Annotated in this window: 13 protein-coding genes; 6 read left to right on the top strand and 7 right to left on the bottom strand. The window is 61.0% G+C overall.

Going from position 1 to position 12596, the window contains the following annotated elements:
- The first annotated feature begins 182 nt into the window (after positions 1 to 182).
- Positions 183 to 626, top strand: coding sequence for a PilZ domain-containing protein (locus WMW70_RS20785; RefSeq protein ID WP_341439372.1), 444 nt, complete (start codon positions 183 to 185; stop codon positions 624 to 626).
- A gap of 284 nt (positions 627 to 910) precedes the next feature.
- Positions 911 to 1987 carry a 3-deoxy-7-phosphoheptulonate synthase gene (locus WMW70_RS20780; RefSeq protein WP_341439371.1) on the top strand — a complete coding sequence of 359 codons (1077 nt, stop codon included), beginning with the start codon at positions 911 to 913 and terminating at the stop codon, positions 1985 to 1987.
- Positions 1988 to 2179: 192 nt separating this feature from the next.
- On the opposite strand, the gene WMW70_RS20775 is transcribed toward WMW70_RS20780, so the two are convergent.
- The 3 genes from WMW70_RS20775 to WMW70_RS20765 form a co-directional block, all read right to left on the bottom strand.
- Positions 2180 to 3376: a benzoate/H(+) symporter BenE family transporter gene (locus tag WMW70_RS20775; RefSeq protein WP_341439370.1), complete on the bottom strand. Its 1197-nt coding sequence runs from the start codon at positions 3374 to 3376 to the stop codon at positions 2180 to 2182.
- Entirely contained in the window at positions 3376 to 3987 is a 612-nt protein-coding gene (locus WMW70_RS20770) for a LysE family translocator (protein WP_341439369.1), read from the bottom strand. Before WMW70_RS20770 ends, WMW70_RS20775 begins: the two co-directional genes overlap by 1 nt.
- 186 nt (positions 3988 to 4173) lie before the next feature.
- Positions 4174 to 4593: a MarR family winged helix-turn-helix transcriptional regulator gene (locus WMW70_RS20765; protein WP_445942177.1), complete on the bottom strand. Its 420-nt coding sequence runs from the start codon at positions 4591 to 4593 to the stop codon at positions 4174 to 4176.
- A gap of 196 nt (positions 4594 to 4789) precedes the next feature.
- Between WMW70_RS20765 and WMW70_RS20760 the strand changes: the two genes are divergently transcribed.
- The 3 genes from WMW70_RS20760 to WMW70_RS20750 all read left to right on the top strand — a co-directional run bounded on the left by WMW70_RS20760 (position 4790) and on the right by WMW70_RS20750 (position 8654).
- Positions 4790 to 5956 (top strand): aminotransferase-like domain-containing protein, encoded by a 1167-nt coding sequence (locus tag WMW70_RS20760; RefSeq protein ID WP_341439367.1) that lies wholly within the window; start codon positions 4790 to 4792, stop codon positions 5954 to 5956.
- Between the two features lie 68 nt (positions 5957 to 6024).
- Positions 6025 to 6627: a glutathione S-transferase family protein gene (locus WMW70_RS20755; RefSeq protein ID WP_341439366.1), complete on the top strand. Its 603-nt coding sequence runs from the start codon at positions 6025 to 6027 to the stop codon at positions 6625 to 6627.
- 83 nt (positions 6628 to 6710) lie between these two features.
- The gene (locus tag WMW70_RS20750; protein WP_341439365.1) at positions 6711 to 8654 is read left to right on the top strand and encodes a DEAD/DEAH box helicase; all 1944 of its coding nucleotides are present in this window, start codon (positions 6711 to 6713) and stop codon (positions 8652 to 8654) included.
- Between the two features lie 74 nt (positions 8655 to 8728).
- Here the strand turns inward: WMW70_RS20750 and WMW70_RS20745 are convergent, their stop codons facing one another.
- Both WMW70_RS20745 and WMW70_RS20740 read right to left on the bottom strand, forming a co-directional pair.
- The gene (locus tag WMW70_RS20745) at positions 8729 to 9826 is read right to left on the bottom strand and encodes an MBL fold metallo-hydrolase (RefSeq protein ID WP_341439364.1); all 1098 of its coding nucleotides are present in this window, start codon (positions 9824 to 9826) and stop codon (positions 8729 to 8731) included.
- A gap of 13 nt (positions 9827 to 9839) precedes the next feature.
- Entirely contained in the window at positions 9840 to 10580 is a 741-nt protein-coding gene (locus WMW70_RS20740) for a fumarylacetoacetate hydrolase family protein (RefSeq protein WP_341439363.1), read from the bottom strand.
- A 239-nt stretch (positions 10581 to 10819) separates the two neighbouring features.
- Between WMW70_RS20740 and WMW70_RS20735 the strand changes: the two genes are divergently transcribed.
- The gene (locus tag WMW70_RS20735; protein ID WP_341439362.1) at positions 10820 to 11437 is read left to right on the top strand and encodes a TetR family transcriptional regulator; all 618 of its coding nucleotides are present in this window, start codon (positions 10820 to 10822) and stop codon (positions 11435 to 11437) included.
- Positions 11438 to 11559: 122 nt separating this feature from the next.
- On the opposite strand, the gene WMW70_RS20730 is transcribed toward WMW70_RS20735, so the two are convergent.
- Entirely contained in the window at positions 11560 to 11886 is a 327-nt protein-coding gene (locus WMW70_RS20730; protein WP_341439361.1) for a hypothetical protein, read from the bottom strand.
- Between the two features lie 252 nt (positions 11887 to 12138).
- Positions 12139 to 12396, bottom strand: coding sequence for a heavy-metal-associated domain-containing protein (locus tag WMW70_RS20725; protein ID WP_341439360.1), 258 nt, complete (start codon positions 12394 to 12396; stop codon positions 12139 to 12141).
- Between the last annotated feature and the right edge of the window lie 200 nt (positions 12397 to 12596).

Genomic DNA, 12596 nt, shown 5'->3' with positions numbered 1-12596 from the left:
GCCTGCCTGCACCGGTTTACGGCCTACTAGCGGCAACTGGCACAGCCTATGCTGGTAAATACCCATAGTGAAGTGGCGGGCAGGTCGGCAGATGGCGACCGGCAACGAACTCAGTCAGTTTCAGCGCGTTCACTATACTGTTTGGTGTGGTATCAATTTGATGGCATTAGAGGTTGTTTGAGATGCGTCATTTTTTGCGTCATCCCAGTGATATGCCGGTTGAGTTGATTGTGCGCAAGAAGGCCCCCGTGCCAAAGCAGCGCCTGAACAATATCAGTCTCGGTGGTGTGGCATGCAATTCCAAACGGGCTTTTCGACGGGGTACTGCGGTGGAATTGCGCATCCCGGTGTTTGGCGAGTATGCCCGTTATCCCGGCGTGGTGGCCTGGTGCCGCAAGCAGGAGGAGGACTATCTGGTCGGTATCGCCTTTATCGACGAGGACACCCTGTTCCGCGCGCGTATGGTCGAACAGGTCTGTCAGATCGAACATTACCGCCACCAGCGCGAGCTGGAGTTGGGCTGCACGCTGTGCGCCGAGGTGATCGCCCAGGAATGGATAGCCCAGCATGCCGTGGAGTTCTCCCAGGCCAGTCTGAACAGCGATTTAGGCTATCGGGGCGTTTAACAGGCTGTTGAAAATGTAGGCGAGGCCGCCGAGACAAGGCAAAAACAGGCGAGGAAGCGGAGTTTACGAGCTATAAATGAGCATTCCGAGCCAGTTTTTAACGCCGTATCGGCAACGTAGGTAGTTTTCAACGGCCTGTTAACGACCTAAGGCCCATTGTCGAGGCTGCCCGTACGCGCTAAGGTTCGGCTTCCCCGCTGTGCTCATATTGCTGTGCTCCGCCACACGGGGATCGCTGGCGGCCGGCACCCGTGACCTGATGACTCTGACTGATGAATAGCACGATGGCTGATTTACCGATTGATGACCTGAACGTTGCCTCCAACGAGACCCTGATAACCCCGGCCCAGCTCAAGCGTGAAATTCCGCTGACCGAAGCTGCGCTGCACACGGTTGCCAACGGTCGTGAGGTGATCCGCAATATCCTCGATGGCAAGGACCATCGCCTGTTTGTGGTGGTAGGGCCGTGCTCGATCCACGACATCAAGGCCGCCCACGAGTATGCCGAGCGCCTCAAGGCGTTGGCCGCCGAGGTGTCGGACAGCCTGTACCTGGTCATGCGCGTGTATTTCGAGAAGCCACGGACCACCGTCGGCTGGAAAGGCCTGATCAACGATCCGTTCCTGGATGACTCGTTCAAGATCCAGGACGGCCTGCATATCGGCCGCCAGCTGCTGCGCGACCTGGCGGAAATGGGCCTGCCCACCGCCACCGAGGCGCTGGACCCGATTTCCCCGCAGTATCTGCAGGACCTGATCAGCTGGTCGGCCATCGGCGCGCGTACCACCGAATCCCAGACCCACCGCGAGATGGCCTCCGGCCTGTCCTCGGCGGTTGGTTTCAAGAACGGCACCGATGGCGGCCTGACCGTGGCCATCAACGCCCTGCAATCGGTTTCCAGCCCGCACCGTTTCCTTGGCATCAACCAGGAAGGCGGCGTTTCCATCGTCACCACCAAGGGCAATGCTTACGGCCATGTGGTGCTGCGCGGCGGCAACGGCAAGCCCAACTACGACTCGGTCAGTGTTGCCGTTTGTGAGCAGGAACTGACAAAAGCAGGCATACGCCCGAACATCATGGTCGACTGCAGCCACGCCAACTCCAACAAGGACCCGGCCCTGCAGCCGCTGGTGATGGACAACGTCGCCAACCAGATCCTTGAAGGCAATCAGTCCATCGTCGGCCTGATGGTGGAGAGCCACCTGGGCTGGGGCAACCAGTCGATTCCCAAGGACCTCAGCCAGCTCAAATACGGCGTATCCGTGACCGATGCCTGCATCGACTGGGAAAGCACCGAGAAGACCCTGCGCAATATGCACGCCAAACTCAAGGACGTGCTGCCCAAGCGCCAGCGCGGCTGATTGCACCTGCTGTAACAAAAACGGGCTTATGCATATGCATAAGCCCGTTTTTTATGGTGTGCCATTCATGACCGTCACCCTTCGGGCGCGTCGCGCTGCGTAGGGTGTGGTACGCACCAGGAGCCCGCTATCAAGATCGGTGCGCACGGCGCACCCTACAGATTGGGCTTTGTGCGCCGCGACACCGATCAATCAAGCGTCCCGCTTGCCCCAGTTGAGAATCGCCAGGGTCAAGAGCCCCGCGACTATGCCCCAGAAGGCCGAACCTACGCTGAACAGGGTCATGCCCGAGGCGGTGACCAGAAAGGTGATAAGCGCCGCTTCACGCTCTTTTGGCTCGCTCATGGCCTGGGTCAGGCCGCCGATGATCGAGGCGAACAGCGCCAATGCGGCGATGGACAGGATCAAGGCCTTGGGCAGGGCGGCGAACAGCGCGGCCAGGGTGGCACCAAAGATTCCGGCGATACCGTAGAACACCCCGCACCAGACTGCTGCGGTGTAGCGTTTGGCCGGGTCCTCATGGGCTTCCGGGCTGGCGCAGATCGCCGCGCTGATCGCCGCCATATGGATACCGTGGGAGCCGAAGGGAGCCAACAGGATGGAAGCCAGGCCGCTGGTGTTCAGCAGTGGCGAGGCCGGTACGTCATAGCCGTTGGCGCGCAGCACGGCCATGCCCGGCAGGTTCTGCGAGGCCATGGCGACGATAAACAGCGGAATGCCGATGCTGATCACCGCGGCGAAGGAAAAACTCGGCGTGGTCCATTCCGGCACGGCCAACTGCAGCTGGAAGTGCTCAAAGTTCAGCAGGCCGAACAACCCGGCCAGTAGGCAGCCGACAATCAGCGCCGCCAGTACCGCGTAACGGGGAAACAGGCGTTTGCCGAACAGATAGGCCAGCAGCATGGCCAGCACCAGCAGCGGTTGCTGCTCGGCGGCTACGCAGATTTCCAGGCCGATCTTGAACAGCACCCCGGCCAGCAGGGCGGCGGCGATGGAGGCGGGGATGCGGCGCATGATGCGCTCGAAGGTGCCGGTCAGGCCGATCAGCACGATCAGCGCCGAGGCGAAAATATAGGCGCCGATGGCCTCGGCATAGGGCACCCCGGGCAGGCTGGTGATCAGCAGCGCCGCGCCGGGGGTCGACCAGGCGATCATGATCGGCGCGCGGTAGCGCAGTGACAGGCCGATGCTGGTCACTGCCATGCCGATCGACAGCGCCCAGATCCACGAGGAAATCTGCCCGCTGGTCAGGCCCGCGGCCTGACCCGCCTGGAACATCAGCACCAGCGAGCTGGTGTAGCCGGTGAGCATGGCAATAAAACCGGCCACCACCGCCGAAGTGGAGGTGTCTGCCAGTGGCCGTAAACGCGCTTGAGACAGGTCGTGCATCAGAGCAATCCGGTGTCGGCGAAGATGGGGTAGAGCGAGGCCACCAGTAGCAGGGCCATGCCGATATTGAACACACGCAGGGCGCGGGCATTGTTCAGCCAGTTGCGCAGCAGGCTGCCGGCCACCGTCCACAGACCGACGCTGGGGCAGTTGACCAGGGCGAAGAGTGCCGCAATCAGCAGCACATTGACCACGAAATTCTCCTGCGGGGTATAGGTGGTGATCGCGCCGATGGCCATGATCCAGGCCTTGGGGTTGACCCACTGGAAGGCCGCCGCCTGGAGAAAGGTAAAGGGTTTGCCCACCGGCTGCTCGCCATGTTGTGGCGCACCGGAGCGGGCGATTTTCCAGGCCAGGTACAGCAGGTAAGCCGCGCCCAGGTAGCGCAGTAGGTTGTGCAGCAACGGCACCTGCTCGAACAACTGACCGAGACCCAGGCCCACCGAGGCCACCAGCAGCATAAAGCCCAGGCTGATGCCGAACATATGCGGCAGGCTGCGGCGCAGGCCGAAGTTCACCCCGCTGGCCAGCAGCATCATATTGTTCGGCCCTGGCGTCACCGAGGTAACGAAGGCAAAGGCGATAAAGGCGATCAGCAGTTCGGCGGTCATGGCTGCGGCACTCGGGGATAGTGCTGCTCAGCCTAAGGGGCGTGGGACGGGGCGTCGCGGTACAGCGAGGCGGGCAATGGGCGTAACAGTTCTAAAGTGTTTTCGGGAAAGACCGGTACAGTTTCTCTGGGGTAGCAGTACAGTGGGCCCGCGACTGGCCGTAGGGTGCGCCGTGCGCACCAGCCATTACGCGTTACGGGGTTCTGACTCCAGCCCCTTGCCGGCCAGCGCCTGATTGACCTTGAGCCAGCCCTGCACCGCCTCGTCACCCACTTCGCTGAAGGCCCGCTGCAGCAGCTTGGCCTGTTCGCGGCGCAGGGCCAGTTCCAGCTTGGCCCCTTCGGCGCTAAAGCCGAGCAGGCGTTTGCGCTTGTCGTCTTCGGCGGTCAGGCTCCGCACCAGGTCCATTTCCAGCAACTGGCGCAGCGGCGTATTGAGCGCCTGCTTGCTCACCCCCAGATAACCCAACAGCTCTTTTATGCTCAGCCCCGGGTATTTGGCGATAAAGAACAGGATGCGGTGATGCACCCGCGACAGGCCGCGGCGCGCCAGCATTTCGTCAGCCTTGGCGGTAAACGCCTGGTAACCGAAGAAGAAGGCTTCCATGGCGGCTTGCTGGACGGCAGGGTTTTTTATGGCCTGCCATCCATGGCGGCCACCCTGAGGGCCGTCGCTGTGCGACGTTAAAAATTTCTCCTGGAAATTTTTTAGGTCAGTCATATTGACGTATCTCTATGCGGCATCGTAGTTTCGGTCAAACAGTTTGACCTATTTTTATTTGCCTTTGCTACCGGTGATATCCATGGCCTTCTCCGAACGCGTCGCCCGCCTGAAAAGCTCCCTGATCCGTGAAATCCTCGCCGCGGCGCAGCGTCCGGAAGTCATGTCCTTTGCCGGCGGCCTGCCCGCCGAACCCATGCTGCCGAAAGTCGAGTGGGCCGAGATGCCGGCCAGCATGGGCCAGTACGGCATGAGCGAAGGTGAGCCGGCGTTGCGTGAGGCCATCGCCAGTGAGGCCCGCGCCCTCGGCGTACCCTGCGATGCCAGCCAGGTGCTGATCGTCAGCGGCTCGCAGCAGACCCTCGATCTGGCCAGCAAGCTGTTTATCGACCCGGGCACCGAAGTGCTGCTCGAAGCGCCGACCTACCTGGCTGCGCTGCAGGCCTTCCAGCTGTTCGGTGCCGATTGCATCGCCGTGCCACAGGAGGCCGATGGCCCACAGATCGATGCCCTGCGTCAGCGTCTGGAAAACCACAAGCCGGCCTTTGCCTACCTGATCCCGACCTTTCAGAACCCTTCGGCGGTGCGCTACAGCGAAGCCAAGCGCGACGCGGTGGCGGCGCTGCTGGACGAGTTCGGCGTGACCCTGATCGAGGACGAACCCTACCGCGAGCTGGTGTTCGACGAAGGCAGCGCCACGCCTATCGTCAGTCGCCTGCACAAGGCCAGCTGGATCTACACCGGCACCGTGTCCAAGACCCTGTTGCCCGGCCTGCGCGTTGGCTATCTGATCGCCACCCCGGATCTGTACCCCTACCTGCTGCGCCTCAAGCAGTCGGCGGACCTGCACACCAACCGCATTGGCCAGTGGCAGGCGCTGCAGTGGCTGGGCTGCGAGAAATACCGCGGCCATCTGGCCGAGCTGCGCGATTTCTACCGCATCCGCCGCGATGCCATGCAGGCGGTGCTGGAAGAACATTTCAGCGACCTGGCGGACTGGCAGGTGCCGCAGGGCGGATTGTTCTTCTGGCTGACCCTCAAGCAGCCGCTGGACACCCGCACGCTGCTCGCTCCGGCCCTGGCACAGAACGTGGCCTTTATGCCCGGCGAGCCGTTCTTTATCGACCCGGACGCGCACCCTGGGCATCTGCGGCTTAACTTCAGTCACGTCGCCCCGGAGCGTCTGGGCGAAGGCCTCAAGCGTCTGGCCGAGGTGATTCGGCAGGCCCAGGCCGGCGCAGCAGTTTGATCGAGTAGGGCGGTCTCGCCGCGAAGCGGCAGCCCGCCACAGACAACAGATAGAGGGAGGGCAGGACGATGTACAAGGTCTACGGCGACTACCGGTCGGGCAACTGCTACAAGGTCAAGCTGATGCTGCATCTGCTGGGGCTGCCCTATGAGTGGATAGCGATCGATATCCTCAAGGGCGAAACCCAGAGCGAAGCCTTCCTGGCCATGAACCCCAACGGCAAGATCCCGGTGCTGGAGCTGGAAGACGGCACCTGCCTGTGGGAATCCAACGCCATCCTCAATTTCCTCGCCGACGGCAGCGAGTTTCTGCCCAGCGAGCCGCGCCTGCGCACCCAGGTGCTGCAGTGGCAGTTCTTCGAGCAGTACAGCCACGAGCCCTATGTCGCGGTGGCGCGCTTTATCCAGCTGTACCAGGGCCTGCCCGAGGCGCGCCGCGCTGAATATGAGGAATGCCATGTACGCGGCCACAAGGCGCTCAAGGTGATGGAGCAACAGCTGCAACGCACGCCCTACCTGGTCGGCGAGCACTTCTCGATTGCCGATATCGCCCTGTACGCCTACACCCATGTGGCAGACGAGGGCGGCTTCGACCTGAGCGGCTACCCGGCAATTTGCAGCTGGCTGCAGCGTGTGGCCAGTCATCCGCGTTATGTCGGTATGCTCGATTAATCGGCGCGGTTTGCCATCGCTTGCCAGGGCGCGCTGAAAAACACTTATCATTCAACGATCTATCTAAATGACTGGATCACCGAATGCCCACTGCTGTGCAGCGCTATAAGCGGCTTATTTCCGCTGCCCTGGCCCGTTACTTCCCGCATACCACCGCCTACCTGCGTGCCGAGCGCGAGGCGGCGGTGGTGCATAAAAAGCCCGCCGCGCGGGCGAAAAAGGGCACGGCAAGCGCCCGCAAGACCAAGGCGGGTGCAGCCGCTAAATCCGCCAAGCCCCGTAGCAAAGCCAGCAAGCCTCCGACCGCAGGCATCTACGGCCCCGCGCTGATGACGGTCGACGCCGTGCAGATCCAGGCCATGCGTACGCAAGTGGCGCGGGCGGTAGAGGCCGGCGTGGTCAGTGCACCCTCGGACGAACAGTGGGCGATGATCCTCGGCAACCATCCCTTGACGCGCATCTTCGCCGGGGCCGGCTCGGGCAAGTCCACCACCCTGGTGCTGCGAGTGGCCTTTATGCTCTGTCACCTGGGAATCGAGCCGCAGCGGCTGACGCTGATCTCCTTTACCAACGCCTCCTGCGCCGAACTGCGCGAACGTCTGCTCAAGGTGCTGGGCTTCTTTGGCTACCCCTTCGATGACGCCCAGGCCCGGCAATGCGTGCGCACCTTCCATTCGGCCATGGGCACGATGGCCAAGACGCTGCTCGCTGGCCCGCGCTGGTTCGAACAGCTGGATGACAAACAGGCCGCCGGCCGCGAGCTGGACAACCCGCTGACGGCCTCACGCCTGCGTCCGGCCCAGCAACGCCTGCTCAAACAGGCCTATCAGCAGTGCTACGCCGAGCAACCCGGGTTTCGCGAACGGGTGCACAGCCTGTTGCAGTTGCCCATGCCACCGGCCGACGGCAAGCGCCCGCCCAAGGCACCGCTTGATGGCTTCAAGTTGCAGGGCGAGTTTAGCGTCGTGCCGCTGTATGAGGCCTTCTACGCCCAGGCCGGTTTTATCGAAAGCATCGGCATTCGTATCGAGCAAATTCAGCCGCAGCAGCTGGTTTGCAACGCGCAGGAACGCTGCTTTATCGAAGCCCTGATGCTGTTCTGGCAAAGCTTTGCCAGCTGTCTGCAGGCCCAGGGGCTGACGACCTTCAATGGCGCGTTCCAACAGCTGACCGAGTGCCTTGGCGCGGGCGGGCAGAGCGTGCCTGTCGAGGCGCTGGCCCCGTTCGGCCATCTGCTGATCGACGAATTTCAGGATATATCGCCGCAGATCGTTCAGTGGCTGCAGGCCGTGCAGCGGGCTCTGGCCGGGCAGGGTACGGCGGTCAGCCTGATGGCCATCGGTGACGACTGGCAGTCGATCTATGGCTGGCGCGGCAGCTCGCCGGAGCTGTTTATCGACTTCGACCGACACTTCCCCGGTAAGGGTCGGGCCAAGCCCAGCGCCGTGCTGACCCTGGCCACCAACTACCGCTCCATCGAGCCGATTATTCGCGACGCCGAGGCGGTGCTCGGCTCGGTGGTCTACAAGCAGGGCAAGCTCAGCCAGGCGAGCAAGGCCGTGCAGCCGGGCGACCACGGCGTGCGCCTGATCCAGCGCTTTGACAGCAAGACCCGCCTGCCGGAGCTGCTCAAGCAGATTCACGAGCAATGCGCCCATGCGGCCGAACGCAACAGCGGCGAGCGCAATGCGGTGCTGCTGCTCAGCCGACGCAACGAGCCGCTGCAGGCCATCACCGCGCAGTTGGACAAGAAACTGCCGGTCAAGGCTTACACCATCCACCGCGCCAAGGGCCTGCAGGCCGAAGTGGCGATCATCCTCGACGACTGCCTGCCGCCCGAACCACACCCGCTGCGCAATGCGCTGTACGCCTACTCGGGTCTCTTCAACAACAGCTACGACCAGGCCATGCAGGACGAAAGCCTGCGCCTGGCCTATGTGGCGATCACCCGTGGCGTCAGCCGGGTGTTCTGGTACTGCCAGAAAACCCAGGGGGCGACGCGGGTGTTGGCGGGGCGGGGGCGGTAGGCTATTTGGAGGACCTAAGCCAGCTGGTCGCGGTAGGTAAACAATCGGCCAGAAGGGGCGGTCACTTCACGGCCTTAAAGCAGTTTCTGGTTTCGGCAGTGCATTGCGCTGGGGGCTGCATGGGGCATACACATGGCCATACCCGCCTGGTGCCTCATTACATTCAGAATGCCCAATTTGCCGGGCAGCGCGGGAAGCTCAAAGCCCCAATGCCGATAAAGCGTGAAGGCACTGCTTATCGCGCGCTCTGGAGAGTCCCATTTGGCAAAGGGGGTGTCTTTGAACCGGCTAGACAGCAGAAGCTCATGCACCGCATGTTGCGGCGCAATGCCACGCTGGCAAGCCAGGTGCAGGTTTTCCTGTAGGAAGTCCCAGTAGTCAATCTGCTGCTTCACCATGGCATGGGTTGCCAAGGGGCCATGTCCTGGAACGAACACATCGACGTCAAGCTCCATCAGCTTCTGCAGGCCGCGCACGATGTTCTCAACCGGGCCAGCCCACGCCACTGGTGTTGACCCCGCAAAAAGAATGTCCCCGGTGTAGGCCACTCTTCGTTCCGGCACATAAACGATGATGTCGCCATCAGTATGGCCCGGCCCGACCTCCATCAGCAGGAGTTCAACACCCTTTACGTTGAGTAGCTTCTGTTGCTCAAACGTCTCTGTGGCGGGGCGAACCCGGATGCCACGAAAATCGTATGGCTCTAACATTTCGTTCATGTAATGGCCGAAATTGCTGAGCGTGCGAATCGGCAGGTGCCGCGATAGGCGTCCAACATGTTGCATTGCCGTCATGGCCAGGGGGCTGGTGTGATGAATATGATCCACACAGGCTTTGGACGCGATGATTGTGCTTTGAGCAAACAGTTGGTTGCCCCAGCAGTGATCGCCATCGGCATGGGTGTTGATGACGCAGGTGATGGGGGCGCTTCCCGTAATCGGCTGCATCATCTTCAGCATCTCGCTGGTGAAGCGCAGATCCCAGCAGGTATCGATCAGTACGCTCTCGCCGCCGCAGTCGAGCAGTCCGATGTTTGTTTCACCCCAGGAACCGTTGGGTACCATCCAGGCGTAGCTGTCCTGGGCAATTCGATACAGCCCTTCAGCGAAAATTGGCTTCTCACCAAAGCGTGTCAGGGGGCGCTGTGGGCCGGCTAGCCACTGTGCTGCCATGTAAAACATCTCCTCAGACGATCGTGTGACTCAGTTCGCCAACGCCTTCGATAGCCAGCCGCAGGGTATCTCCCCGCTCCAGCAGGCGGCCGGTCTCCATTCCGCAGCCTCCCGGCAGCGTTCCGGTGCCGATCAGTTCACCCGGAAAAAGCGGCTCAGCGCTGGACAGGAACGCCAAGAGACTGCCCAGTGAATAGCGCATATTTGCGGTGGACGTTGTTGTGATCAGTTCACCGTTCAAGTGCACTGTGGCCGTGAGTGTATTGATGCGAGGAAGCACCTCGTCTGCGGTTGTCAGTGTCTGCGAGATGGACGAGATGAAGTGCTTGCACTTTTGGGGGCCAAAACCGGACTGCATTTCAGGCCGCTGAATATCGCGCGCCGAGAAGTCATTGAGCACTACAAAGCCACCGATAGCATCCAACGCCTCATCGGGTGAGGCATTGAACAGGGGCTTTGCCAATACGATGCCAAGCTCCAGCTCATAGTCGAACGCCTGGGTGTGGCTCGGATATTTCACAGGGGTGTCGCCTGGGACGATCGTCAGGTGATTGCTGAAATAGTAAATCGGTTGCTGCTTCCATAGCGCCGGAGGCCGGAAGGCGGGGAAAGGGCGTCGCAGGATGCCTTCATAGAGCTGCGTGATTCGGAAAGCGCCCGGCATAAAGCGCCGCACGAACCCACGTGAAGCTTGAATCCAGTGCTGCTCGAACAACATACAGTCCCGAAAAGAGCGCGGCTGAAAAGGCAGCATTGCCCCTCCGGCACCCGGCTCTGCTGGCGCAAGTTCCTGCAGCCAGTAGGGGACTGCCGCACCGGGCTCTCCCTCAACGATTTCGAGCCGCGACCCCTGGGGGGAGTTGGCATCACATATGCGCCGAATCTTCATGGACAAGCCTCGCCGTTGTTCGCTTAAATGGCCAACTGGCTACCCGGGTATCCAGTTGGCTACAAAAGTAGCCAGTTGGATACTGAGCGTCAACAGGAGTATTTATGGGACGGGCATCTGCCGTCATGACACCCGAGGGCAAGCGCCTGTTGCTGGCCGCCGCCGCGAAGCTGGCTGTGCTCCGTGGCAGCCCACATGCGCTGGTATTACGGGAGGTCGCGCGCGAAGCTGGTTTGAACCACAACACCTTCTATCGTCACTTCGAGGATATGGAGTCGATGCTGAGAGTAATGGCGGAGGATTTTGCTGTTCAGGTCAGGCAGGGCATTCGCGAAGCCCGGGCCAATGTGAAGCCCGGAACGCCGTTGTCGGAGGTGGTTGTAGGGTGGCTGTTTGATCTGGCACTTGAAAACGTGGACATCTTCACCGTGTCATTGCGAGAGCTGCATGGCCCCGCCGGTCCTTTCCGGGATGTTGTGCGCCGGTTGCTCGCATCCCTGGCGGAGGACATGTGCGAAGACCTCCGGCAGTTACCTGAGCTTCGTACCGTAGAGCCATCCATGTTACGCGGCGCAGTTGATCTGCTCATTCGCAACACGGCATGGCTGTGTCTGGACTATCTGGAGCATCCTGAACAGCGCCAGCTTTTGCTCGACACCGCTCATGAAGCCTTCAGCTCCACCATCGCCGGAGTCATAGCGCGTAGCAGCCAGCCGAAATAGATCGCTTGGGAGAGGAATAAGAGCCAGAGCCGGCTTTCAAGTAAATCGGCTCTGATCCTGAGGTTTATGGCTCCGGCAGATCAAGGTTGTAGCCGGACGCGCAACCACGAATGCCAGCAGGCTTAGATAAATTTCTGCCGAGCCACGCCGCGCGGGACGCGGTTCTTACCAGGCAGCTGCTCCAGGCGTTGCTGCCATTCGGCGCGCGGGGTCAGGGACGGGGTTGGCTTCGCCATTTCAGCCGCTGCGAGGGCAGCCTTGGCGGCTTTTGCTTCGGCCCTAAGCTCGGCCAGGGTGGGGGTCTTGCGCACAGGTTCAGTCGCGCCCTTTTCAACGCTGCGAAGGCAGAGCTTGCACGAGACCTGGGAAACATCCTGGGTGCTGCTCAGGTTCGAGCCTGTGCGCCCGCATGCAATATTTTCCTGGGACGCGGAATAGTGAATGGCCAACGTGTTGTCTCCTGCATTTTCGGGCGCGGGATTTTACACGGCGTCGCTGCGGCTGCAAGCGGCTTGGCCCAAGCGAGGTCAGGATTACGCACAATGTGTTGGCGATAGATCTAAGCACCCTCGACGTTTTCACACAGTCTGGGCCGATCTCTGCCAGTCGCGACGCCAAGCTGTCGTCAGCAAACGGCGTGAATCGGCCCCAAGAGGCCATCCAACGTCTACGAAACTAGGGGCGATTCACTTGTGTGGTACTTAATGACAGCAGCAACCGCGACCTGTCATCTTGATCGGCGCGGAAGACGCTTGCTCGGTCGTTTTCGCGATCGGGGAGTATCCCGCTTTCACAATTGCATGGCTGAGTTCAGCTTCGGCGCTTGCCGACTCAATCTGGACTCGGTGCGTAGATAGGTCTATCTGCACTTTGGCAGTTGAGTCCACGGTCAGTACAGCCTGGGTAATAGCTTTTATGCAGTGTCCACAGGTCATGTCTTTTACTTCGAAGGTAATCATCGCTCGCTCCTACTAAGGGTAGTGTTTGATGATTCGACTTTCCTCCTTGCCATCGTGGCAAGGTCAAGCAAAAAAGTGCAGCGCCGTAATCTTTCCCGTGCAAAAGAAAGCCAAGACCTTTTGCGGCGGGAATCTTTCGTCTGGATCCGCCCAAAGTTGGCGCATGCGCTATTCCGCGTCTCTGCAAAAATGATTCATAA

The sequence above is a fragment of the Pseudomonas sp. XK-1 genome (genome assembly GCF_038069885.1).
Classification (GTDB): Bacteria; Pseudomonadota; Gammaproteobacteria; order Pseudomonadales; family Pseudomonadaceae; genus Aquipseudomonas.
This window is presented reverse-complemented; position numbering and strand designations above follow the sequence as displayed.

Coding starts and splice junctions, on each gene's coding strand:
- WMW70_RS20785 (WP_341439372.1), top strand. CDS start 183: ATGCGTCATTTTTTGCGTCATCCCAGTGATATGCCGGTTGAGTTGATT.
- WMW70_RS20780 (WP_341439371.1), top strand. CDS start 911: ATGGCTGATTTACCGATTGATGACCTGAACGTTGCCTCCAACGAGACC.
- WMW70_RS20775 (WP_341439370.1), bottom strand. CDS start 3,376: ATGCACGACCTGTCTCAAGCGCGTTTACGGCCACTGGCAGACACCTCC.
- WMW70_RS20770 (WP_341439369.1), bottom strand. CDS start 3,987: ATGACCGCCGAACTGCTGATCGCCTTTATCGCCTTTGCCTTCGTTACC.
- WMW70_RS20765 (WP_445942177.1), bottom strand. CDS start 4,593: ATGGAAGCCTTCTTCTTCGGTTACCAGGCGTTTACCGCCAAGGCTGAC.
- WMW70_RS20760 (WP_341439367.1), top strand. CDS start 4,790: ATGGCCTTCTCCGAACGCGTCGCCCGCCTGAAAAGCTCCCTGATCCGT.
- WMW70_RS20755 (WP_341439366.1), top strand. CDS start 6,025: ATGTACAAGGTCTACGGCGACTACCGGTCGGGCAACTGCTACAAGGTC.
- WMW70_RS20750 (WP_341439365.1), top strand. CDS start 6,711: ATGCCCACTGCTGTGCAGCGCTATAAGCGGCTTATTTCCGCTGCCCTG.
- WMW70_RS20745 (WP_341439364.1), bottom strand. CDS start 9,826: ATGGCAGCACAGTGGCTAGCCGGCCCACAGCGCCCCCTGACACGCTTT.
- WMW70_RS20740 (WP_341439363.1), bottom strand. CDS start 10,580: ATGCTGCCTTTTCAGCCGCGCTCTTTTCGGGACTGTATGTTGTTCGAG.
- WMW70_RS20735 (WP_341439362.1), top strand. CDS start 10,820: ATGGGACGGGCATCTGCCGTCATGACACCCGAGGGCAAGCGCCTGTTG.
- WMW70_RS20725 (WP_341439360.1), bottom strand. CDS start 12,396: ATGATTACCTTCGAAGTAAAAGACATGACCTGTGGACACTGCATAAAA.